This window comes from Thalassomonas sp. RHCl1, assembly GCF_947387555.1.
Taxonomy (GTDB): domain Bacteria; phylum Pseudomonadota; class Gammaproteobacteria; order Enterobacterales; family Alteromonadaceae; genus Thalassomonas.
Map to the genome: position 1 here is coordinate 352,470 of NZ_CANDNZ010000004.1, position 24,777 is coordinate 377,246.

Genomic DNA, 24,777 nt, shown 5'->3' on the forward strand with positions numbered 1-24,777 from the left:
ATGCTGGTCTTTATTATCCGCAGGCTGAACCTGTTCTTCTTTACTATGTTGCTACTGACCCTGCTGACCTTTAGTCTGTCGTTTTTATTTCCCGGCGATCCCCTGGTCAATTTAAGCGGACAAATCAATGCCACGCCGCAGCAGTTGGAACAACTTAAACTGGCCTATAAAAGCGATCAGGGCATCATGCAGCAATATTTTGCCTACCTGAGCCATTTGGCCGAAGGTGATCTCGGCTTGTCCATGGCCAGCCAGACACAAATCACCTCGGAAATCATCAATTTATTACCCGCCACCATAGAGCTGAGCCTGATCGCCTTAATGCTGGCAATGTTTGTCGGCATCCCCCTGGGGTTTATTGCCGCCGTCAACCACAGAAAAACCGCCGACAATATCATTTTATCCGTTGCCATGCTGGGGTACTCAGTGCCGGTATTCTGGCTGGGTTTAGTGGCAATTTTAGTGTTTTCCATCCAGCTGGGCTGGTTCCCGTCGGCGGGACAATTAAGCCTGGTGTATGAAATCGAACATGTGACCGGCATCCAGTTTATCGATATTTTGCTCAGCGACAGCGTCTATAAATGGCAGGCGTTCAGGGATGCCAGCGCCCATATTGTGTTGCCTGCCTGCGTGGTGGCCACGGCGCCGGCGACCATTTTTATCCGCCTGGCCCGCTCTTCCATGCTGGCGGTGCTCGAAACCCATTATATTAAAGCTGCCCGGGCCAAAGGCCTGACCTTCCGGCAAATTATCTTTCGCCATGCGGTACGAAACTCCCTGTTGCAGATCATCCGCCATATCGGCTTGCAGTTTGCCAATTTGGTGACTATCGCGATGATCACTGAGGTCATTTTCAGCTGGCCCGGTATCGGCCGCTGGCTGATAGAAAGTATTTATCAGCGGGATTACACCGGTATCCAAAGCGGTTTGCTGGTGCTTTCCACCTTTATTTTTATCGTCCACATAGTGACCGATTTTATTTATGCCGCGTTAAATCCACTGGCAAGAGAGCATAACCATGGCACGTCATAAGATTTACCAGGAGGAAGAATTTCCTTCCCCTTTTATTCAGCTATGGCTCATTTTCAGGCAAAGCCCGGTGGTGATGATAGGCTTTGGCAGTTTTTTATTTTTAACGGTACTGGCGGTGTTCTCGCCGCTGCTTACCCCCTATTCCCCGGTTGAGAGCCATTTAAACAGCTTATTACTGCCGCCGGCCTGGGACGATGCCGGCGATATCAGTTATCTGCTGGGCACAGACAACCTGGGACGGGATATGCTGTCACGCTTGATGCACGGCACTTCCCTCACCTTTGGCTTAAGTTTTATCGTGGTGATTATCTCATTGGTGATCGGCGTCATTATCGGCTCATTATCCGCGCTGACCAAAGGCATAAAATCCAGCTTTCTGAATCACTTTCTCGATGTGATTTTATCCATCCCTTCGCTATTGCTGGCGATAGTCATCGTCGCCATTCTCGGCCCGGGACTGGACAATACCTTATGGGCCATTGTCATGGTGTTGATCCCGCAATTTGTCCATATTACCCGAAATGCCGTCAAAGAAGAGCTCACCAAGGATTATGTACTCGCTTCCCGGCTCGACGGCGCCGGCTCGTTAAGGATCCTCAGCTATTCGGTCTTTCCCAATATCATAGAAAAAATTGTCAGCCAGGCGACCCTGGCGCAGTCGGCGGCCATTTTGGATATTGCCGCCCTGGGCTTTCTCGGCCTGGGCGCGCCAATTCCTTTGCCGGAATGGGGAGCCATGTTGTCTAACGGTATAGATCTGTTTTATATTGCCCCCTGGACGGTATATTTACCCGGTCTGGCAATATTATTTGCCGTGGTGGCCACTAACTTAGTCGGGGAAGGCATGCGGCACGCGATAAGACAACGGAAAGAAAGCTAATGAACCTACTTGATATCCGTAACCTTTCGATTGAACTGGTATCCGGCAACAAACCCATCCTGGCGGTTGACCGTGTCAGCCTGTGCATGAAAGAAGGCGAAGTGCGCGGCCTGGTGGGAGAGTCCGGCTCGGGCAAGTCTTTACTGGCCCAGGCAATCGTCGGGGTTCTTGATGACAAATGGCAGGTCGATGCCGACCGCTTCCACTGGCGCGGCACAGATCTGCTGCGCCTGTCCCTGGAAGAGCGCAAGGCCATTATCTCCAAAGATGTCGCGATGATTTTCCAGGAGCCCATGGCCTGCCTGGATCCCACCACCACCATAGGGGAGCAGCTCGAAGAAGCGGTAGACAGCCGCCAGCTAAGCGGTTATTTCTGGCAAAAACGCCAGCAGCGCAAAGCCGCTGCGATTAAATTACTGCATAAGGTCGGCATCAAACACCACGAATTTTGTATCCGCAGTTACCCGCACCAGTTAACCGAGGCCTTGTGCCAACGGGTGATGATCGCCATCGCCCTGGCCACCCGCCCGGTACTGCTCATTGCCGATGAACCGACAGCGGCAATGGAAAGCAGCAACCAGGGGCAGATTTTCCGTTTGCTGGCCAGCCTGAACCAGCTGAAAAACATGTCAATCTTATTGATCAGCCATGACCTGGAAAATGTCACCCACTGGACCAATACCATTACCGTAATGTACAGCGGCCAGTTTGTCGAAGCAGGTACCACAGAGCAGATCTTTAACCACCCGTTTCACCCCTATACCCGGGCCCTGGTGGACTCCAGCCCCAAGGCCAATATGTTGCTGCCGGCAAAATCAAGATTAATGACCTTGCCCGGCAGTATCCCTATCCTGCAGCACCTGCCGATAGGTTGTCGCCTCGGTCCCAGGTGTCCCCGGGCACAGCAGGCCTGTGTCCAGGCCCCTAAGGTAAAAAACCATCACGGCCATCAGGTCAGCTGCCACTATTCGTTAAAGGATACCTATTAAGATGCCGTCCCTGTTGCAGGTTACCGATGTCAGCAAGTCTTATAAACTCAAAGGTTACTGGTATAACCGCAGGGTTTTTACCGCACTGGAGCCGCTTTCCTTTGAATTAAAGGCCTATAAAACCCTGGCCATCGTCGGCGAAATCGGCTCGGGAAAATCTACCCTGGCTAAATTGCTGGTGGGGGCGGAAACCCCCAATACCGGCACGATAAAATTAAATGGCCAGACCCTGGAGCCGAAAAACTTTAAGCAAAGGTGTCAGCATATCCGGATGATTTTCCAGGACTCGGGCACCACCTTAAATCCCAGCCTGACCATACACCAGCTGCTGGACGAGCCGTTAAAACTCAATACCGAGCTCAACGAAGCCGCCAGAAGCCAGCTGATCCGCATGACCCTGCAAAAGGTCGGCCTGCTCAGCGATCATATGAATTTTTATCCCCATATGTTTTCAGGTGGCCAGAAACAGCGTATTTCACTGGCCCGGGCGATAATTTTACAGCCACAAGTCATCATCCTCGATGAAGCACTGGCCTCCCTGGATCCTTCGCTGCGATCGCAAATGATCAACCTGCTGCTGGACTTACAACAGCAGATGGGACTGGCGTTTATTTTGATTTCCCATAACCTGGGGATCGTCCGGCATTTCAGCGATGAAATGATGGTGTTATGCGGCGGCAAGGTGGTCGAATACGGCCCCACCCACCAAATCATGCAAAAACCCAAGCATAAATACACCCAAAAGCTGCTGATGAGCCAGCATTTTCAACTGTGCCGGAAGTAGACGGTTAGAAAATCAGCTTGTTAAGCAGCAACTTGTATCATAACTGCATTCGTATTCATAAAATAAACATCAGGCGTATGCAGTTAAGGAATCACAAAAAATTAACTCCTTAAAATACAAAGACTAACCTAAAATAAAATAAAGTTGTCCAGCGCTTTTTCCAGCCATTAAATAGCGCTTCCCGCCCCCGGGCACCATTGTACTTTCTTCCCGCTACGCCTAACCTGAAACCGGTAATTCCGGTTGTTTATGCATCAGCTTTAATGTGCTAACCGGGAAATGCCCACAAAAAAAATCAACAAAACAAATAGATAAAACGTCAAAATAAAATAATGAAAGGTATGAGAAAATGGAACTGTCTCAAAAAAACCGTCCAGATATCCCCTTAAAGCCGTCGCTGTTGTTACTGTGTCTGTGCGGTACACTGAATGTGCTTAGCCCGTCAACGGCTTTGGCCAACGTTGCCGCCACCCATATCTACCATAACCATATGCCCAATTTCTGGCCTTATTATGATGTCAGCAAATACCCGGGATTGGCCGTCGGGGCCCCGATACGTTATGCCTATGACGGCCAGGTGATTAACCTCAAAAATAATCCGCCACCAAATTACAGCTTTTTTATTCCCGGCAGCGGCGCACCTATGCCCCATGACGACCTCGTTTCCTATTATTCCCACCATGCCAAAACCGGCGCCTATCTTTCCTGGCCCATGGATACCGCCAATAACAACAGGCAAAATCATCCCCTGAGCCAGACTCATGTCACTATGTCGGCTTCTGTGGTTAATAATGTGCAAAGCTTTGCCGAATTGGGCAATTTATCCGGTTATAATCCCGGCTGGGGAGATTACTGGCGACACACATGGCAAAATACCCTTACCGCCAATGGCAACAAGGCACTCGATACCATACATTTTACCGGCCATCACTCTATGGGGCCGTTAGTGGGGAATGATTATTTTCTTAAAGATTTAATTTATCAAAACGTGACCCTGGCGCAGGATTATATGCTGGGCAACCAGTTCACCTCATCCAAAGGATTTTTCCCCACCGAGCTGGGCTTTTCCGAGCGTATTATCCCGGTGCTGACCAAGCTGGGTATAGAATGGTCTGTGCTCGGCAATGTCCACTACTCCCGGACCTTGCGCGATTACCCTTATTTAAATGACCCGGGTATCGATACCCTGATCTCTCCCCCCAACCGCGCCGACCTGCAAAATGAAAGCGATGCCGGCAGCTGGTTAGCCATCCCCATGTTTAACGAGCAGCAGGTTACCCATAACAAGTTTCCCTTTGCCTCCATCCCCCACTGGGTACAATACATAGACCCGGATACCGGCGAGCAGCATAAAATTGCCGGTATCCCGGTCGAGCAGGCCAGTTCGTGGGAAGAAGGCTACCAAGGCAGCGTCACCGCCGACGTACTCAAGCCGTTTACCGCAGCAGCCGGTGATCGCCGGCAATATTTTGTCATTGCCCATGACGGCGACAATTCCAGCGGCCGCGCCGGTGACGGCGGAACCTGGGCCAATTCCGGCAATGTGACCTATGCCGACGGCTCGGTGACCGGCATGGGGGTAGATGAGTATTTACGTGCTTTTCCGATTCCCGAAGATGATATTGTACATGTCCAGGACGGCTCCTGGATAGATACCAGGGATTCATCGGCGGATCCCACCTGGTACCACTGGCATTTGCCTATGGGGGTCTGGGCCGGGCAAATGACAGACTTTAATAATGCCTTAGGCACAAATTTTAACGTCAACCGCAACCATATGGTGTCCATGGAATATGGTTATCATTACCTGGAGCGAAACTTTGCCCTGCTGCAAGTGGCCGAGAACTACGCCAACACCGCAGAGCAGATCTGGCTTGATGCCAACCCCAATCACTGGCAGCCGACAACGGCATTGGATCATGAAGTCACCTATGCCGGCAACCAGCTAAATCCCTGGATGATGTCTTATCCGGTCAAAGGCGATGCTGCCAATAACTATGCCGGCGGCGCCAATCCGGCAGAATTAAGCTGGTATTTTTTGATCGCCTCCATCGATTCGGGTTTTGGCTATTATGACGAAAATGTCGATGACGGCGTCAAACCCACCATCTCCTTCAACCAGTCGTTATATTTTTCCAAGCCCTATGTCAGTGACAATATTGCCCAGGACAAAACCCCCCCTTCCCTGTGGTGGCCGCAGCGCTATCCCTATAATCCCGGCAGCGCCAATAAAAGCAAAGCCGAAGGGTGGGATGCCCTTTATGCCGATAACAAATTTGTCATTTACAGCTATGGTTTTGATGCCAGCGGTATCACAGACATCAAGCTCAAGGTACGCGTGCACACCAATAATCGGGCAGATGCCAAAGATAAAACCTTTAAGCTCTATGACCCCCAGGCCCATAAAAACGATGCCGATGTCGACCCGTCCCGGGTAGGGCCATGGCAAAGCTTTGCCATGTTAAAACGTGATCTGACACCGGACATCAACGGTGTCGACTGGCAGCCCGCTTCAAAAGCCATGTTTGATGTAGTACCGGCACAGCAGATTGCCGACCTCTACTATACCTACCTGGATCAATTCTCCGAACAACTGCTCGATTATTATATCGAAGCCACCGACAGCCGGGGTAATATCCGCAAAACCGATATCCAGCAAGTTTATGTCGGCGCCGGGCGCTATAAGAATGAAAACGGTAAACTGATTGAAGATCCCCAGGGAAATATCGCCGGCACACCGGCCTTTTTCACCGACCACCTGATCCCCGGCAATAAAGCACCTATTGCCGTGATCACTCCCGGCAGCCATAAGGTTGATGCAGGAACACAGGTAACTTTATCGGCAACAGCTTCAAGCGATGAAGACGGAGAAATTACCTCATATTTATGGAGTACCGGCGAAACCACCGCCAATATTCAGATCACCGTTAATGAACGGACAAACCTTAGCCTGACAGTCACCGACGATAAAGGCAGTTCCGCCACCACCAGCATTACCATAGGCATTATCGGCGAGACCTTGACGACCACCCTCTACTACCGGGATAGCAGTAATTGGGGACAAGTTTGCCTGCATTACAGCCTGGACAATGCCGGCACCTGGACCCAGGTGCCGGGAGCAGCCATGACGGCCCTCGCCAATAACTGGTTTAAATATACCCTTGAGCTGACAGCTACAGAACAGCTTATTTTTGTCACCAATGATTGCAGCAGCCGCTGGGACAATAATGGGGGGGCAGATTATCAGGTCGGCGCAGGCAGCTGGCATTTAGATCAGGGCACAATAATGCAAGGGATCCCCGACTCCCTGGAGCAAAACCAGCCGCCGGTCGCCCATATCTCCCCGCAAGATTTAACCATTCCTCCCGGCATGGCAGTAACCTTAAGCGCAGCCGGCTCCAGCGACAGCGATGGCACAATTGACAGTTACCTGTGGAGCACCGGCGAAAACACACAGGAGATCACCGTCTCCCCTGCCAGCAGCCAGCGCTATACCCTGACAGTCACCGACAACCTGGGGGCAAGCCATAGCAGCAGTATTTTCATTACCGTAGCCAGTGACGAACCGATGAAGAATTTCCCACAATTATATTACCGCGGCACCAGTAATGGCTGGAGCAACTCAGCCATGGAGCTGGTAAGCGATCACCTGTGGCAACTGGACATTAACTTTGACGGCCGCGCTGAGCAAAGATTTAAGCTGGATATCAATGGCGACTGGTCCGTCAATTACGGTGATAATGACGCTGACGGTTATCTGGAACTCACCGGCAATGATATTTTTACCGATATCCGCGGCCTTTACCGCCTTAAAATCAATGATCAAAGCTTAAACTACCAACTGCTCCCCTTAGATCCGGCGCCTGACTATCAAACCAACTTTGACCAGGTCTATTTTCGCGGTACCGCCAATAACTGGCAAACCAGTGCCATGACCTTAGTGGGCGATCATCACTGGCAAGTAGCGGTCAGTTTTGACGGCCGGGAGCAGCAGAGGTTCAAGCTCGACATTAATGGCGACTGGTCGCAAAACTATGGCGACAATAATGATGACGGCTATCTTGAAGCCAATGGCGGGGATATTTATAGCCAGGTTAGTGGCACTTACCTGCTGAACTTTAATGATGAAACTTTGGCTTACAGTTTGACTCAACTTGAGTAAAGCCAAAAGGCAGGCAAAAACCCTGCTCATACTCATCCTGAGCACGCATGATTACTTACAGGATGTAAGTACTTAGCTTACGCCAGGAGCGAGTAAGCTGAAATACTTCCATGTATAAACCCTGCTTATACTCGTCCTGAGCACGCAGGATAAATACTTCCATGTATAAAAAAGGAGCCGTAAGGCTCCTTTTTTATATGTTAAACTCGTCTTAGCGACGTAAGCCTAACTTACCGATTAACGAGGTGTAGCGATCTACGCTTTTACCTTTAAGGTAATCAAGTAATTTACGACGTTGGCTTACCATGCGTAACAAACCACGACGTGAATGGTGATCGTGGATGTGCTCTTTAAAGTGGCCTTGAAGGTGGTTGATTTGAGTAGTTAATAAAGCTACCTGTACTTCAGGAGAACCTGTATCACCTTCTTTTTGTGCGTATTCAGCAACGATAGCTGCTTTTTGCTCTGCATTTAGCGACATAATAAAACTCCAAGTTTTATAAAGTTAAAATATACCCTGCCGATCACTAATTCAGCCCGGGCAACGAAAGAGGCGACATTCTATCAGTAAATCCGGTGATTGCAACCGTTTCACCCGAGAATATCGCAATTGCCGGGAATTAACCCGGCCGACGATCAAATTCAGGCAACAACAATACGTTTAGGCGCCACCAGGCCATCGTCATTGATTTGGCCAATGCCGATAAACTCGCTTTCACTCTCCTGGCCTTCATCACCGATATGGACCTGTACCAGGCCATCAACAGGCGCGCCGGAAACTTGTACCGGATTACCATGCCTGAGATAACTGGCCGATGCTTCATCGATATAAACGGCAGGAATACCGTCAACGGCCGTGTGCATAGGTAATAGCAAGGGATCGAGTAACTCAGAAGGAGAAATGTCCTGCTCTTTTGCCTGAGCCAGCAAGTTTTCAACCTGCTCCAGGGTCACCATCTTATCCGCTGGATAACTGCCGACCGCGACACGGCGAAGCTCGGCGACATGGGCGCCACAGCCTAATAACTCGCCTAAGTCATCGACAATGGTGCGGATATAGGTGCCTTTGGAGCAATGGATCTCCAGCTCGACCTCGTCCCCTTCAAAACGCAGCAAATCAAGGCGGAACACGGTAATATCACGTGCTTCACGCGGAACTTCGATACCTTCGCGTGCATATTTATATAAAGGTTGCCCCTGATATTTTAACGCCGAATACATAGAAGGTACTTGCTTGCTGGTGCCGCGAAAGCTATCCAGCGCCGGGGCCAGCTGGCTGTCGGTAACATCAACCGGCTTTTCCGCGACGATTTCGCCATCGGCATCACTGGTGGTGGTACGTATGCCCAATTTCGCCGTGACCTGATAGACCTTATCGGTATCAAGCAAGAACTGGGAAAACTTGGTGGCTTCGCCAAAGCAAATCGGCAGCATGCCGGTAGCCAGCGGATCTAATGCCCCGGTATGACCGGCTTTATTGGCAAAATAAACCCGTTTTGCCGCCTGTAAGGCATGGTTGGACGACATTTCATAGGGCTTGTCCAGCAATAAAATGCCGTTGATAGCACGGCCTTTTCTACGCTTTGCCATGATTATTTGTCCTCTGCCTGCTCGGGAGCTTCGCTGTCAGACTGGCCGTTGCCACTGCGCGCTTGATCTTTAGCAATGGCTTGATCAACCAGAGAAGTCATGCGCACACCTTCTGCCATAGAGTGATCATAAACAAAGCGTAACTGGGGCATGATACGCGCCCTTAACTGCTTAGCCAGTAAAGAGCGGATAAAACCCGCCGCTTCATTTAAAATGGCGACCGACTCGTCAATTTCTGTTTTTTCGTTGGTAAAGAAAGTCACAAATACCTTGGCGTAGGCAAGGTCACGGGATACTTCTACCGCAGAAACCGTCGCCATGCTTAAACGCGGATCTTTAACTTCCCGCTGTAGAATAATGGCCACTTCTTTTTGTATTTGCTGACCTACACGGTCAGTACGGGCAAATTCTCTTGCCATAAGTAACTCCTGCAATTGCCGCTTATGTACATCAGGTATAAGTGGCAAGTATAAAATCTTAAATATCGCCGCGCTAATAACTCTATAACTACGGCATATGATTCATCCCTGAATATCGTCATTCCTATACATCCTGTACTCATGACATATGATTCATCCCTGAATATCGTCATTCCTATACATCCTGTACCCATGACATATGATTCATCCCTGAATATAAAATGGGGGCCTAGCCCCCATTTAGATGATCAAATTTTAGTTTCAACAATTAAAGAGAACGTTTAACTTCAACTGTTTCAAATACTTCGATTTGGTCACCAATTTTAACATCGTTGTAGTTCTTAACACCGATACCACATTCGGTACCGTTACGAACTTCCTGAACATCATCTTTAAAGCGACGCAGTGATTCCAGCTCACCTTCGTAAATAACCACGTTCTCACGTAATACGCGGATCGGGTTGTTACGCTTGATGATACCTTCGGTCACCATACAACCGGCAATAGCACCGATTTTCGGCGATTTAAAGACGTCACGAACCTGGGCAAGACCAATGATTTCTTGCTTGAATTCAGGCGCCAGCATACCGCTCATCGCCTGCTTCACTTCATCAATCAAGCTGTAGATAACGCTGTAGTAACGTAAATCGATGTTTTCGGTTTCGATAACCTTACGGGCAGCTGCATCGGCACGTACGTTAAAACCAACCACAATCGCGTTAGAAGCCGCGGCTAAGGTAGCGTCGGTTTCGGTAATTCCACCAACACCTGAGCCGATAATCTTCACTTTTACTTCATCGGTAGACAGCTTGGTCAGGGCATCGGAAATCGCTTCAAGGGAACCTTGCACGTCAGATTTGAGTACCACATTCACTTCAGAAACATCACCTTCGGCCATGTTGGAGAACATGTTTTCCAGTTTCGCTTTCTGCTGACGGGCAAGTTTCACGTCACGGAATTTACCTTGACGGTACAAGGCAACTTCACGGGCTTTACGCTCGTCTTTAACCACGGTAGCTTCATCACCCGATTGCGGCACACCGCTCAGGCCGATGATTTCAGCAGGAATTGAAGGACCGGCAGTTTTGATTGAACGGCCAAGCTCATCGCGCATCGCACGTACACGGCCGTACTCAAGGCCACATAACACGATATCGCCCTGGTTTAAGGTACCTTCCTGAACCAGGATAGTGGCAACAGGACCACGGCCTTTATCCAGTTTAGACTCTACGACAACACCGCTGGCAAGTTTATCAACAACAGCCGTCAGCTCTAATACTTCCGCCTGTAGCAAGACAGAGTCAAGCAATTCATCGATACCTAAACCGGTTTTCGCCGATACGTGAACGAACTGTACATCGCCTCCCCAGTCTTCCGGGATAACGTCGTGCTGAGAAAGCTCAGTTTTAACGCGGTCCGGATCGGCGGTTTCTTTATCCATCTTGTTCACGGCAATGATAATCGGCGCACCAGCCGCTTTAGCATGCTGAATCGCTTCAATCGTTTGTGGCATAACACCGTCATCGGCGGCAACCACGATAATAACGATATCCGTGGCTTTGGCACCACGTGAACGCATCGCGGTAAAGGCAGCGTGACCTGGGGTATCAAGGAAAGTGATCATGCCATGACCGGTTTCTACGTGATAAGCACCGATATGCTGGGTAATACCACCGGCTTCGCCCGCGGCAACTTTTGCTTCACGGATATGGTCAAGCAGTGAAGTTTTACCATGGTCAACGTGACCCATGATGGTGACGACAGGAGCACGGGAAATCTCTTCACCGGCAGCGCCGCGATCTGAAAGTACCGCTTCTTCAAGGGCATTTTCTTTCACCAATACTACGTCGTGACCCATTTCTTCAGCAACCAGGGCAGCAGTTTCCTGGTCAATCACCTGGTTAATGGTCGCCATAGCGCCCATTTTGAACATCACCTTAACCACTTCAGCGCCTTTCACCGACATTTTGTTGGCTAATTCAGCAACAGAGATGGTTTCACCGATGCGAATTTCCTGAGTTTTCGCCTCAACCGGCTTCTGGAAACCATGACGTAAGCTTTGCGGTGCCGACAAGGTTTGCTTGCCGCCCCTGTCACGTCCGCCGCGGGCATTTTTATCTTGCTTGCCGCCTTTCTTCTTACGACGACGGCGACCGCCACCTTCTTCCTCAGAATCAACCTTATCTTCGGCTTCCTGGGCATATTTAGAAGAAGTCAGATGCACAACTTCGGCTTCTTTCGCTTTACGCTCTGCTTCCTGTGCTTTCCAGCGGGCTTCATTTTCTTCCGCTAATTTTTTCGCGGCTTCCGCAGACTGACGGGCTTCTTCTTCTACCTTGGCAGCAGCTTCTGCTTCCTGGGCCAGACGAAGTTTCTTCGCTTCTTCAGACTCGGTTGAAGTGGTGGCAGCAGGCGCTGCTTCTGGCGCTTTAGCTGCCTGTTTCGCTTTTTCTTGTGCTTCTTGTTTCAATTTGCGCTCTTCTTCGGCTTTCGCTGCAGCTTTGGCTTCTTCTGCCGCTTTGGCTTCGGCTGCTGCTTTGGCTTCGGCCTCGGCTTTCGCTTGTGCTTCGGCTGCCGCTTTCGCTTCGGCTTCTGCCGCTGCTTTCGCTTCGGCTTCCGCCTTAGCTTTGGCTTCGGCTTCTGCTTTTTGCTGCTCTTCTAATTCACTGCGTTTGACATAGGTGCGTTTTTTACGTACTTCAACCTGGACAGATTTGGCTTTGCTGCCGCTGCCCATCACTAAGGTTGATTTTTTCTTACGGTTTAATGTCATCTTATTTGGATTTGCAGCAGAGTCATCGCCATGCTGCTTTTTCAAATGCTCTAATAACGCTTCTTTTTCTTGTTGCGTCACTGAATCCGATTCCGATTTATGAACACCTGTGCTAGCCAACTGGCTAATCAGGCGTTCTACCGGTGTACCGATTTCTTTGGCAAGTTCTTCAACTGTTACATTTGCCATCTATAATTTTCTCCCGGCGCTAGTTATTCTTCGTTAAACCAACAAATATTGCGGGCAGCCATGATCAGCTCACCAGCCCTATCTTCATCTAATTCTTCAATATCAGCGATATCATCAACACCTTGCTCGGCAAGCTCTTCCAGCGTTGACACACCGCGACTTGCCAATACAAACGCCAGGTGGCGCTCCATACCTTCAAGGTTAAGCAGGTCTTCGGCTGGCTCGGCCCCTTCCAGGCTTTCTTCACTGGCCAATGCCTGCGTGGTTAATGCCTCTTTGGCACGCTCACGTAAGGTATCAACAATATCTTCATCCATGCCGTCGATGGCCAGTAGCTCACCCACCGGTACATAGGCAATTTCTTCTAAAGACGTAAAACCTTCTTCGGCCAGCATAGTGGCGAAATCATCATCGATATCAAGCTTTTCGGTGAACAGGGTTAATACCTTGTCATTTTCCGCCTGGTGCTTCTCGTTCATGTCGGCAACCGTCATCACGTTTAATTCCCAGCCGGTTAACTGGCTGGCTAAACGTACGTTCTGACCGCTACGGCCGATGGCCATGGCCAAATTGCCTTCTTCAACGGCGATATCCATAGTGCCGCGGTCTTCATCAACAATGATGGAAGCAACTTCGGCAGGCGCCATGGCATTGATAACAAATTGCGCCGGGTTATCATCAAATAACACGATATCAACACGCTCACCGGCCAACTCACCGGAAACCGCCTGAACACGTGAGCCGCGCATACCAACACAGGCACCGACCGGGTCGATACGTTTGTCGTTACTTTTAACGGCAATTTTCGCACGGGAACCGGGATCGCGGGCAGCTCCCTTGATTTCCAGCATTTCTTCACCGATTTCAGGTACTTCAACCCGGAACAGCTCCATCAGCATTTCCGGCTTGGTACGGCTGACAAATAACTGGGCGCCGCGTGCTTCCGGCTTAATGGCGTACAATAAACCACGGGCACGGTCACCCGGACGGAATACTTCACGCGGTAACATATCGTCACGATAAATGATGGCTTCGGCATTGTTGCCTAAATCCAAAATCACGCTGTCGCGGCTGGCTTTTTTCACCACACCTGTGATCAGCTCGCCCACCTGATCCTGATAGGCATCAACAATCAGGGCACGCTCGGCTTCACGTACTTTCTGTACGATAACCTGCTTGGCGGTTTGTGTGGTGATACGATCGAATTTAACCGATTCAATCTGCTCTTCGATATACTGACCAACTTCGGCCTCTTCATTGTCGAACTTGGCGGCAGATAAACTGATCTCGGCAAACAGATTTTCCATTTCCTGGTCGTCATCGACAACTAACCAGCGGCGGAAAGTATCAAACTCACCGGTTTGGCGATCGATACTGACACGTACCAGAATATCGCCTTCATATTTTTTCTTAGTGGCTGTTTCTAAAGCGGTTTCCATGGCCTCAAAAATGCTTTCACGAGGCACTGCCTTCTCATTGGAAACGGCGTCTACAACCAGTAATATTTCCTTACTCATGCTACTTAGCCCTAGTTAATCATTATTTTGTAAAATTCGGAACAAGGTTTGCCTTGTCGACATTGGTGAGTACCAGCTCATAATCCTGGCCATCAACCGTGACAATCAAAGTGTCATTCTCTATCGCTTCTAGTAAACCTTTAAATTTACGTCGACCATTTAGCGGCATTGACAATCTCACTTCTATCGTTTCACCAATAACAGCTTCAAAATGCGCCTTTTCAAATAAAGGGCGGTCCAGGCCAGGCGATGAAACTTCCAGGTTATATTCGGTACTGATGGGATCTTCCACATCCAGTATCGCACTGACCTGGCGGCTAACTTCGGCACAATCATCTACATTGATGCCGTTTTCGTGATCAATAAACAAACGTAAAACTGAATGATTGCCGGCGCTGATATATTCAATGCCCAGCAGCTCTTTTCCGACTTCCTCAACGGCAGGTCGTAACATTTCAGTCAATTTTTGCTCAAATTTAGCCAATCGATTTCTCCAGATACAAAAAAAGGGCATATAGCCCAGCGAATAGTTCTTGCTGTGATTGTATTTGTTTCTTTATCATCTTTCTTTCCGTCAAAGCCGATGGTAAAGAAACGCATAACAAAGAAACAAATACAAAAAAGCCCCATCACTCGGGGCTTATTTCACTGAACCCTTTGTGTTCATCAATTATTGGCATCAACAGCACAATAATTGACTCGATACTACAGGCCGTAAATACCGGCGTTTCATCGGCGCAGATATCTTTCAGTGTCGACCTGTAATAGTAAAGCTGCGCGAATTATATAGTTAGTGGGCAAATATCGCAAGGAGAAATGGCAATTCAATCGAAATTCCCCCGTATAAAAACTTTTACTTTTTTCGCCTGTGATCCCCGGCGCTTATCCCCTTAAACAGCGCCTTTGATGGCTTTGGCGGGACCGCTGCTGCCACCTTTAAAATATTACATGCTTTACAAGTAGTTAGTATAATAAGGGCGAACATGCTATAACAGTTAAGGAAGGAACGCTTATTTAACAAAAAATTTAATCGCGCACGAATAAAAATAACCGGGTCTTTGGGAGCTAATCAAGCCTTTATGTATACATTTTCTCAGCTATTGGCCAGAAATGCCGTTCTTGGGTTGCTATTTTGCCTGGTGATCTCATCGTGCTCCCTGTTTTTTTTAAACAAACACCTTACACAGCAGCAAGTTGAACATCAGCAGGTATTAACTAAGCTGGTGGCGCGCATACTGCCCCGGGGAGAAATCAAAGATCTCACGCAAATCTTGCGCGCAGGGTTTGACTATAACCTTTTGACCTTGTCCAATGCCGCCGGCGAAAGTCTTTATCATTTTACCAAAACAGAACAGGCCTTTGCCCTGCCCCAGCTCATGCCCAAGAGCCGCGAATTTTTCCTCAAGCAGCAAAATATAAAAATTAATTTTCAGCTGGCGGCAGATAAAGGCTTGCTGCTTATCGTCAAGATATTACTGGCTATCATGATCACCACCTGCGTTGTCATTGTCATTGCCGGGGTATTAAGTACCCGCAGATATAAGCAGTTTTTTGCCAGCGTCAGCCAGCAAATCAAGCTGGATATGTCTTTGCTTAGCCCCGAAAGCAAAGGCGAAACCCGGGAAGATATTTTTCAAATCCCGGCATTAAAGCAAGGCATAGCAGAGATCAAGAGCCTGATTGAAGCCCAGGTCGCCGCCTCTACCGCCCTGGAAAAAGAAGCCTATACCGATCCCCTGACCCAGCTCAACAACCGCAGCCGTTTTATCCAGTATTTTGAAAGCCAGCTCAACCAGGAAGGCGGAGAAAATTTTGGCGTGTTATTGATCACCCGTTGCTCTGAGTTACAAACCGTCAACCAGATCCACGGCTATCATGAGGGAGACAATTATATTGCCAGGGTGGCAAAAATTATTGCCGCCGCCCTGAGCAGCTATCCCGGTGCGGAGTTATTCAGGTTAAACAGCTCAGATTTTGCCAGTATTTTACCCAATGTAGTGCTCAAAGAAGCGGAAAGATTTGCCCAGGAATTAACCGATAAGTTTAACGGCTACCAGCAAGCCTCAGATCTGGACTCGGTTGCTTATACCGGACTGGTGTATTTCGATCAAAACAAACCTCTAGGGGAATTGCTGGCGCTGGCGGATACCGGCATCAGCCTGGCGCAAACCCAGGGTATCAATGCCTGGTTCGCACAAAAAGATACCGATATCTTAAAAAGTGCCAGTGCCAATTACGGCAATCAGAACTGGCGCCAGGAAATCGACAGCGTACTTGAAAACCAGCGTCTGAGCCTGTTTGTCCAGCCGATACAGCCAAGCAGTACTAATAAGGTTTATGGAGAAGTGCTGGCGCGCTTTCTCAATGCCAATAACGAGATGTTGCCCACCGCCTCTTTTATCGCCATGGCGGAAAAGTTGGATAAAATAGTTGCCGTCGACCGCCTTATCGTCGAAACCGCTATCGGTGAAATCTCAAGCAAGAACCTGACGGAACAAAGTTTCGGCCTGAATATCAGCTCCAGAAGCATCAACGACGAACATTTTCTTATCTGGCTCGAACGTCGCCTGCTCAGGGAGCCGGCCATCACCAGCCGGCTGATTTTTGAAATCAGCGAATATGGCCTGCAACAGAATATTCAATCGAGTAAACGTTTTATTGATATGGTGCACCGGGTAGGCTCCCGGGTCACGGTAGAAAAATTTGGCGTCGGACTGACCTCGTTCAAATTTTTCCGGGATCTCAAACCCGATTTTATTAAAATGGACAGCACCTATACCCGGGATATCGATGAAGATAAAAACAACCAGTACTTTTTACGCCTGATGGTGGATTTGGCCCACCGCCTCAGTATCAGTGTGCTGGCAGAAAGCGTAGAAAGCCAGGAAGAAAAACATGCCCTGCAAAAACTCTTTATCGACGGCTACCAGGGGTTTTATATCGGCAAACCGAACAAACTCTGAGCCAACGGTCATTGCCGGGCAAACCTTCTGCATCAGCGTTTTATACTGCCTTGCTACATGATCTGGCACAAATTAGCAGCAAACAAACCCGTTAAGGTAATAACCCTACAACTGATCTGTTGTTATATGACGAAGAAAGACGGATAATAGTACGAATTTTAACGTTAATTTAGAATATAATGACTGAATATCTACTGCTGCTTGTCGGTACAGTATTGGTAAACAACTTTGTGCTGGTAAAATTTCTCGGATTATGCCCTTTTATGGGGGTCTCTTCACGCACAGAAACCGCCATCGGCATGTCCTTTGCGACCACCTTTGTCATGACCCTGGCCTCGTTACTCAGTTATTTGATCAATACCTATATCCTGGCGCCGCTGGCACTGGAATATTTAACCACTATGGCCTTTATCCTGGTCATTGCCGTGGTGGTGCAGTTTACCGAAATGGTGGTGCATAAAACCAGCGCCAACCTCTACCGCCTGCTGGGCATATTCCTGCCGCTGATCACCACCAACTGCGCCGTACTCGGGGTTGCCCTGCTCAACATTTATGAGCAGCATAATTTCCTTGAGTCGATTGTCTACGGCTTCGGCGCCGCAGCAGGTTTTTCCCTGGTGCTGATTATGTTTTCTGCGATGCGGGAAAAACTTGCCAATGCCGACGTCCCCGCCCCGTTCCAGGGAGCCGCGATTGCCATGATCACCGCAGGATTAATGTCGCTGGCCTTTATGGGCTTTACCGGCCTGGTAAAATTGTAATGTCGTTTAGTTATATGAATTATCGAGTGATGGAAAATAACCCCATGGTGAAGTTTTAATGAGCACGTTAATTGCAGTACTTGTGCTTGGTTTAATGGCGCTCTTGTTTGGTGCCTTGCTCGGCTATGCCTCGGTTAAATTTAAGGTCGAAGGCGACCCTTTAGTCGAGCAGCTTGATGAACTCTTGCCGCAAACCCAATGCGGACAATGCGGCTACCCCGGCTGTAAACCTTATGCCCAAGCCGTGGCCAATGGCGAAGCCATCAACAAATGCGCCCCCGGCGGCGATGAAACCATCAAAAAGATTGCCGATTTGATGGGGGTTGAGGTACAGCCGTTAGATGCCGCCCATGAACAGGACAATACCCCGAAAGTCGCCTTTATTATTGAGGAAGACTGTATCGGCTGCACCAAATGCATCCAGGCCTGCCCGGTCGATGCCATTATCGGCGCCGCCAAACAAATGCATACCATCATTGCCGATGAATGTACCGGCTGCGATCTTTGTGTCGCCCCCTGCCCGGTCGATTGCATCGAAATGCGCCCCATCCCCGTGGGCACGCATAACTGGCAATGGGATCTCAACAACATACCTGTAGTACAGCTTGATTAGGGAAGGACATTAGTGGAATCTGTAATTGAGCGCATAGAACGCGGACATTTTTGGAAGTTTCACGGCGGCATACACCCGCCGGAGCAAAAGTTTCTCACCAACGACAAACCGATACGTCATTTACCCCTGCCCAAGCAGCTGATTATTCCGCTGCGCCAGCATATAGGCAATGGCGGAGAATTATTGGTCGCCGTCGGCGATAAAGTATTAAAAGGCCAACCGCTGACGCAAAACTCGGCGCCGATGACCTTGCCGGTGCATGCCCCCACCAGCGGCACCATCACCGACATCAAAGACTCGGTTATTGCCCACCCGTCGGGCCTGAGCGAACCTTGCATCTTTATTACCCCGGACGGCGAAGACCGCTGGCGCGAACGCCAGGTCTGCGATGATTTTCATGAGCTCAGCCGCCAGGAAATCGTCAAAAAAATAGCCCAGGCAGGCATTGCCGGTATGGGGGGAGCAGGATTCCCTACCCATATCAAGGTCAATAATAAACCGGAAATTAATTACCTGATCATCAATGCCGCCGAATGTGAACCTTATATCACCGCCGATGACTTGCTGATCCGCGAACACAGCGAAGCAATCGTCGACGGTATCAAAATACTGGATCATCTACTGCTGCCAGCCTTTATCCTGATCGGCATCGAAGACAATAAGCCCGAAGCGATCGAAGCACTGCGCCAGGCCACGAAAAATTACGACAAGGTCAAATTATGCGTGATCCCCACCAAATATCCCGCCGGTGGTGAGAAACAACTGATCAAAGTCTTAACCGGCCAGGAAGTGCCCAGCGGCATCCTGCCCATTAGTTTGGGCATAGTGATGCAAAACATCGCCACCTGCTTTGCCATCGCCGAAGCCGTACTCAACGATACCCCGCTGATACGCCGGGTGGTCACGGTTTCCGGGCGGGCATTAAGCAAACCGAGAAACGTCTGGGCCCTGCTCGGCACCCCGGTGGAATACTTACTGGAGCAATGCGGCTACCAGGCGGGCAAACGCCGGCACCTGATCATGGGCGGCCCCATGATGGGCTTTAGCCTGCCGAGCACCCAGGTGCCGATCGTCAAAATCACCAACTGTTTGCTCGCTCCCGAAGAAAGCGAAATTCCTGCCGATAATAAAGAAGTGGAGTGTATCCGCTGCGGCCAGTGCGCAGAAGTCTGCCCGAGCCAGCTGTTACCCCAGGAACTGCAGTGGAGCGCCAAGGCCAAAGATTATCCGCAGCTGCAAAAGCTGAACTTATTTGACTGTATCGACTGCGGCGCCTGTGCCTATGTCTGCCCGAGCCAGATCCCCCTGGTGCAATATTACCGGGTGGCCAAGGCGGAAATTCGCCAGCTGCAGGTACAGGAGTTAAAGGCCGAAAAAGCCAAAGACCGCTTCGAAGCCCGTAAAGCCCGGCTGGAAAGAGAGAAAAAAGCCCGGGAAGAAAAACACAAAAAGGCAGCAGAAGCCCGCCGCGCCGCCATGAACAAACCAACGGAAGAAGGCCAAAGCGCCAAATCCGCCGTTGCCGCCGCACTGGCGCGGGTAAAAGCGAAGAAGGCCCAGACAGCAGGCAATGCTGCTGCGCAGGACAAAGCAGCAACAGGCAAGGCAGATGAAGTAAGTACTAACGCCAATGGCGAAGAGGTTTCATCCCAGGCCCAGGAACAAACACAAGACCCTAAGGCCGAGCAAAAAAGTCAGGTTGCCGCCGCCATTGCCCGGGCGAAAGCCAAAAAGCAAGCTGCCAAGGCAAAAGCTGAAAACGAGCAAGAGCAAGCAGGCATAAAAGATGCCGAGCAAGAGCAGGTACTCGCTCAAGCGCCGGAAAGTGCTGAAGCCCCCGGCCAGGCCGGGACAGCTGAGGACGCAGATAGCAGCCAAAGCCCTGAAGAGAAAGGTCCCGAAGATGCCCCCTCTGAAGATAAGCCCTCAGATAAAAAGCAAAAAATTGCTGCCGCCATTGCCCGCGCCAAAGCGAAAAAGCTCAGCGCCCAGAAAAAGGCAGGATCAGCGTCAGAAAATCAGGATGAAAACCCGGCAAATGATGTCAGCGAAGAGCCGGCAAAAGTCAGTAAAGCAGAAAATGACGCCGTAGAGCCCGTGCAGACAAGCGAGCCGCTCGAGGCTGCCGAGCCCAGTAAGCAGGATAAAATTCAGGCTGCGGTCGCCAAGGCCAAAGAAAAAGCCAGGGCCAAAGCCAAGGCAAAAGCCGAAGCGAAAAATGCCCGGGAAGCTGAACCAGAGTTATCCCCGCAAAACCAGGATAGTGAAGCGCCAACAGCACCTTCAACGGCTACTGAGCCTACAGAGCAGGAAGAAATTACCGCTGCCGATAGTGAACAAAGCCCACAAAAAGATCAAAAAGCTCAGCGCATTGCTGCCGCCGTGGCAAAAGCGAAAGCAAAAGCTAAGGCAAAAGCCGAAGCAAAAGAACAACAACATTTAGAGTCTGAATAAAACTATGGCCTTTTGGATAGCGAGCTCGCCTCACAACCATACCCAGAATGAAACCTCGGCGTTAATGCGCCTGGTCATTTACGCAACCCTGCCCGGCATCTTCGCCCAGTGGTACTTTTTTGGCTGGGGCAATATCATACATATCGCCCTGGCAATTTTCAGCGCCTTTGTCGCCGAATATACCGTGCTGGCACTGAGGAATAAAAACATCAAAAAACAGCTGTTCGACGGCAGCGCCATCTTAACCGCGGTATTACTCGGCATCAGCTTACCCGCCCTGGCCCCCTGGTGGGTTTCAGTCATAGGCGCGGTATTTGCCATTGTCGTGGTAAAACAGCTTTATGGCGGTTTGGGACATAACCCCTTTAACCCGGCCATGGCGGCCTATGTGATGTTGCTGATCTCTTTCCCGGTGCAAATGACCTTATGGCAGCCGCCGCTGAGCCTGATGAGCATGGAGCTGACCTTTAGCAATACCTTAAGCACCATTTTCACCGGCTTTACCGCCGAAGGTTTTTCCCCGGACCAACTACGTACCCATATTGACGGCTTTACCATGGCCACGCCGTTAGACACCCTAAAAACCGGTACTACCATGGGGCTTACCGTGAGTGAGAGCTTACAGTCACCGGTCTTTGGCGACTATTTCGGTGTCGGCTGGGAATGGATCAACTTTGGCTTCCTGATCGGCGGGCTGATCTTAATTGCCAAAAAAGCCATTAACTGGGTCACCCCCGCCAGCTTTTTAGCCAGCTTATTTATCTGCTCGCTGATTGCCTTTTTAATCAGCCCGGACAGCAGCGCTTCGACTATGTTCCACTGGTTCAACGGTGCCTGTATGCTCGGCGCCTTCTTTATCCTCACCGATCCCGTCTCCGGCGCCACCAGCACCAGAGGGCGTATCGTTTTTGCCGCCCTGGCAGGACTCTTGGTATACTTGATCCGCAGCTTTGGCGGTTACCCGGATGCGGTCGCTTTTGCCGTTTTACTCTGTAATATGTCGGCGCCGCTTATCGACCAATATACCCGTCCCCGTACCTATGGCCACCAGTCAGGAACTAAGTAATGCGCATCGCCATTAAGAAAAACAGTAAAATTCTCGCCCTGTTCGCCATTGCCTGCACTGCGGTGGTGGGTCTGGTGAATGAATTTACCAAGGGTCATATTCAAAACCAGCAACAACAGCATTTGCTGACGATTTTGCACAGTATTATCGAGCCACAGCGCCTGAATAATAATCTCGCCAATGACTGTCGCCTGGTAACCGATCCCTTACTCGGCAGCAGTGAGCCGCAAACCGTCTATCTGGCCCGCTTCGACGGCGAGCCGGTTGCCGCCGCCATCAGCACCACCGCCCCTGACGGCTATAACGGCAATATCCAACTGATTGTCGCCGTCAATGCCGACGGCTCGGTCAGCGGCGTACGCCAGTTAAAGCACAATGAAACCCCGGGCTTGGGAGATAAAATTGAAATCAGAAAAAGTGACTGGATCACAAGTTTCAACGGCAAAGTAATACGCGATGAAAAAGACAGCCGCTGGGCCGTCACCAAAGACAACGGCATGTTTGATCAGTTTACCGGCGCCACCATTACCCCCAGGGCCGTGGTCAAAGCGGTAAAACAAACCGTCACTTATTTTAAGCAGCATCAGCAGGCCTTGTTTGCCCTCGAAGGTAGCAGCAATAGCGGCAGCTGCCGTGATGAAGGCCAGAGCCTGAGCAAGAACCAGAACTCCGACACCAGCGGGGAAGAAAGCTAATGAGCAATGAATATAAAGAACTCGCCAGGCAGGGGCTATGGAAAAACAACCCCGGCCTGGTACAGTTACTGGGCTTATGTCCGCTGCTGGCGGTCACCTCAACCGTCACCAACGCCCTGGGACTGGGCCTGGCGACCTTACTGGTCTTAATCGGCTCCAACATCACGGTATCGGCTATTCGCCAATGGGTACCGAAAGAAATCCGCATCCCGATTTTTGTGATGATCATAGCCGCCTTTGTGACCTGCGTGCAATTGCTGATGAATGCCTTTACTTACGGCATCTACCAGTCGCTGGGATTATTTTTGCCCCTGATCGTTACCAACTGCGCCATTATCGGCCGGGCAGAAGCCTATGCTTCGAAAAACCCGGTCAAACAGGCCGGCTTTGACGGCCTGATGATGGGCACCGGCTTTGCCTTAGTGCTGTTGGCCTTAGGGGCTATCCGTGAAGTCCTCGGCCAGGGAACCTTGTTTGACGGCGCCAATTTATTGCTTGGCGAATGGGCCGCGGGTTTGCGTGTTGAAGTCTACAACCTCGACAGCCAGTTTTTACTGGCGATCCTGCCCCCGGGCGCCTTTATCGCCATGGGCTTTTTAATCGCCATCAAAAATGTTATCGACAGCAAAATAGCCCAGGCCCAGCCGCAACCAGAAGAACAAAATATAGAAAGGGTACGGGTCAATTTTGATGCCCAATAAGTCTTCACTGACTTGAGATAAGAGATAGAAAAGAAACTTGTTATGAATAAAGAAAAACGCCTGGAAATATTGACCCGGTTACGGGACGACAATCCTCACCCGACCACAGAGCTGAATTTCTCCAGCCCGTTTGAATTGCTGATCGCGGTATTATTATCGGCACAGGCCACCGATGTCGGCGTCAATAAAGCCACCGACAAATTGTTCCCGGTCGCCAATACCCCGCAGGGCATTTTAGACCTTGGCCTGGAAGGACTTAAATCCTATATCAAAACCATAGGCCTGTTTAATACCAAGGCAGTCAACACCATGAAAACCTGCCAGATGCTGGTGGACTTACATGGCGGCGAAGTACCGGAAAACCGCGAGGCGCTCGAGGCCCTGCCCGGGGTCGGCAGAAAAACCGCCAACGTAGTATTAAACACCGCCTTTGGCTGGCCGACCATAGCGGTGGACACCCATATTTTCAGGGTCAGCAACCGCACTAAACTCGCCATGGGTAAAAATGTCGACCTGGTGGAGCAAAAACTGTTAAAGGTAGTGCCGAAAGAATTTAAAGTCGATGTCCACCACTGGCTGATATTACACGGCAGATATACCTGTGTTGCCCGTAAACCCAAATGCGGCTCCTGTATTATCGAAGATTTATGTGAATTTAAAGATAAAACAGAGCTTTAAGCAGACTTTTCCCAATAAGCAGGAACAAACAATGAAATTTTTACATGCCATGGTGCGGGTGCTGGATCTGGATGCCTCACTCAACTTTTACATCAATCAGTTAGGTTTAGTGGAAACTAGGCGCAGCGATTACCCCGAAGGAAAATTTACCCTGATTTATCTGGCCACTGAGCCCGGCGCACCGGAAGTGGAATTGACCCATAACTGGGGAGCAAGCGAAACTTATAGCCAAGGCCGTAATTTTGGTCACCTGGCCTTTGAAGTGGATGACATCTATCAACTCTGTGAAAAACTGCAGCAATCAGGTGTGATCATCAACCGCCCGCCCCGGTGTGGTCATATGGCCTTTATCAAATCCCCCGACGGGATCTCGATAGAGCTGTTACAAAAAGGCGGCGCCCTGCCACCACAAGAGCCCTGGTTAAGCATGGAAAATACCGGCAGCTGGTAAGCCGCTGTTTATCCTCCCGGCGCAGAACATCCTGCAGGCGGTTAAGTAAAGCCAGTTAAC

The 24,777-nt window shown here is 50.0% G+C and carries 20 protein-coding genes; 14 read left to right on the top strand and 6 right to left on the bottom strand.

Annotated features, from left to right (window positions below):
- The 5 genes from QL234_RS14400 (at position 1) to QL234_RS14420 (ending at position 7,847) form a co-directional block, all read left to right on the top strand.
- Complete coding sequence (locus QL234_RS14400; RefSeq protein ID WP_281558523.1) at positions 1 to 1,032, top strand: ABC transporter permease; 1,032 nt, start codon at positions 1 to 3, stop codon at positions 1,030 to 1,032.
- A complete protein-coding gene (locus QL234_RS14405) occupies positions 1,019 to 1,912 on the top strand; it encodes an ABC transporter permease subunit (protein WP_281558524.1) in 894 nt (297 codons plus the stop codon). Before QL234_RS14400 ends, QL234_RS14405 begins: the two co-directional genes overlap by 14 nt.
- Positions 1,912 to 2,901: an oligopeptide/dipeptide ABC transporter ATP-binding protein gene (locus QL234_RS14410; RefSeq protein WP_281558525.1), complete on the top strand. Its 990-nt coding sequence runs from the start codon at positions 1,912 to 1,914 to the stop codon at positions 2,899 to 2,901. Before QL234_RS14405 ends, QL234_RS14410 begins: the two co-directional genes overlap by 1 nt.
- A 1-nt stretch (position 2,902) precedes the next feature.
- The gene (locus QL234_RS14415) at positions 2,903 to 3,685 is read left to right on the top strand and encodes an ATP-binding cassette domain-containing protein (RefSeq protein ID WP_281558526.1); all 783 of its coding nucleotides are present in this window, start codon (positions 2,903 to 2,905) and stop codon (positions 3,683 to 3,685) included.
- 349 nt (positions 3,686 to 4,034) lie between these two features.
- The gene (locus QL234_RS14420; RefSeq protein WP_281558527.1) at positions 4,035 to 7,847 is read left to right on the top strand and encodes a carbohydrate binding domain-containing protein; all 3,813 of its coding nucleotides are present in this window, start codon (positions 4,035 to 4,037) and stop codon (positions 7,845 to 7,847) included.
- Between the two features lie 211 nt (positions 7,848 to 8,058).
- Here the strand turns inward: QL234_RS14420 and rpsO are convergent, their stop codons facing one another.
- The 6 genes from rpsO to rimP all read right to left on the bottom strand — a co-directional run bounded on the left by rpsO (position 8,059) and on the right by rimP (position 14,819).
- On the bottom strand, positions 8,059 to 8,328 hold the full coding sequence (rpsO, locus tag QL234_RS14425) for a 30S ribosomal protein S15 (RefSeq protein ID WP_044835044.1): 270 nt from the start codon (positions 8,326 to 8,328) through the stop codon (positions 8,059 to 8,061).
- A gap of 161 nt (positions 8,329 to 8,489) precedes the next feature.
- Entirely contained in the window at positions 8,490 to 9,437 is a 948-nt protein-coding gene (gene truB / locus QL234_RS14430) for a tRNA pseudouridine(55) synthase TruB (protein ID WP_281558528.1), read from the bottom strand.
- 2 nt (positions 9,438 to 9,439) lie between these two features.
- Entirely contained in the window at positions 9,440 to 9,856 is a 417-nt protein-coding gene (rbfA, locus tag QL234_RS14435) for a 30S ribosome-binding factor RbfA (RefSeq protein WP_281558529.1), read from the bottom strand.
- A 268-nt stretch (positions 9,857 to 10,124) separates the two neighbouring features.
- Positions 10,125 to 12,818: a translation initiation factor IF-2 gene (gene infB / locus QL234_RS14440; protein ID WP_281558530.1), complete on the bottom strand. Its 2,694-nt coding sequence runs from the start codon at positions 12,816 to 12,818 to the stop codon at positions 10,125 to 10,127.
- A gap of 23 nt (positions 12,819 to 12,841) precedes the next feature.
- Positions 12,842 to 14,335, bottom strand: a complete 1,494-nt coding sequence (gene nusA / locus QL234_RS14445; protein ID WP_281558531.1) for a transcription termination factor NusA — start codon at positions 14,333 to 14,335, stop codon at positions 12,842 to 12,844.
- A 22-nt stretch (positions 14,336 to 14,357) separates the two neighbouring features.
- Entirely contained in the window at positions 14,358 to 14,819 is a 462-nt protein-coding gene (gene rimP, locus QL234_RS14450) for a ribosome maturation factor RimP (RefSeq protein ID WP_281558532.1), read from the bottom strand.
- A 595-nt stretch (positions 14,820 to 15,414) separates the two neighbouring features.
- On the opposite strand from rimP, the gene QL234_RS14455 reads away from it, so the two are divergent.
- The 9 genes from QL234_RS14455 (at position 15,415) to QL234_RS14495 (ending at position 24,717) form a co-directional block, all read left to right on the top strand.
- Positions 15,415 to 17,298, top strand: coding sequence for a GGDEF domain-containing protein (locus QL234_RS14455; RefSeq protein WP_281558533.1), 1,884 nt, complete (start codon positions 15,415 to 15,417; stop codon positions 17,296 to 17,298).
- A gap of 179 nt (positions 17,299 to 17,477) precedes the next feature.
- The gene (rsxA, locus tag QL234_RS14460; RefSeq protein WP_044835051.1) at positions 17,478 to 18,059 is read left to right on the top strand and encodes an electron transport complex subunit RsxA; all 582 of its coding nucleotides are present in this window, start codon (positions 17,478 to 17,480) and stop codon (positions 18,057 to 18,059) included.
- A gap of 58 nt (positions 18,060 to 18,117) precedes the next feature.
- Positions 18,118 to 18,672: an electron transport complex subunit RsxB gene (gene rsxB, locus QL234_RS14465; RefSeq protein WP_281558534.1), complete on the top strand. Its 555-nt coding sequence runs from the start codon at positions 18,118 to 18,120 to the stop codon at positions 18,670 to 18,672.
- 12 nt (positions 18,673 to 18,684) lie between these two features.
- Positions 18,685 to 21,126 (top strand): electron transport complex subunit RsxC, encoded by a 2,442-nt coding sequence (gene rsxC, locus QL234_RS14470; protein ID WP_281558535.1) that lies wholly within the window; start codon positions 18,685 to 18,687, stop codon positions 21,124 to 21,126.
- Positions 21,127 to 21,130: 4 nt separating this feature from the next.
- Complete coding sequence (rsxD, locus tag QL234_RS14475; protein WP_281558536.1) at positions 21,131 to 22,192, top strand: electron transport complex subunit RsxD; 1,062 nt, start codon at positions 21,131 to 21,133, stop codon at positions 22,190 to 22,192.
- Positions 22,192 to 22,887: an electron transport complex subunit RsxG gene (rsxG, locus tag QL234_RS14480; RefSeq protein ID WP_281558537.1), complete on the top strand. Its 696-nt coding sequence runs from the start codon at positions 22,192 to 22,194 to the stop codon at positions 22,885 to 22,887. The genes rsxD and rsxG overlap by 1 nt, the downstream gene beginning before the upstream one ends.
- Positions 22,887 to 23,588, top strand: coding sequence for an electron transport complex subunit E (locus tag QL234_RS14485; RefSeq protein WP_281558538.1), 702 nt, complete (start codon positions 22,887 to 22,889; stop codon positions 23,586 to 23,588). Before rsxG ends, QL234_RS14485 begins: the two co-directional genes overlap by 1 nt.
- 42 nt (positions 23,589 to 23,630) lie before the next feature.
- Positions 23,631 to 24,266, top strand: coding sequence for an endonuclease III (gene nth, locus QL234_RS14490; RefSeq protein WP_281558539.1), 636 nt, complete (start codon positions 23,631 to 23,633; stop codon positions 24,264 to 24,266).
- 31 nt (positions 24,267 to 24,297) lie between these two features.
- Complete coding sequence (locus tag QL234_RS14495; protein ID WP_281558540.1) at positions 24,298 to 24,717, top strand: VOC family protein; 420 nt, start codon at positions 24,298 to 24,300, stop codon at positions 24,715 to 24,717.
- Positions 24,718 to 24,777 lie beyond the last annotated feature (60 nt).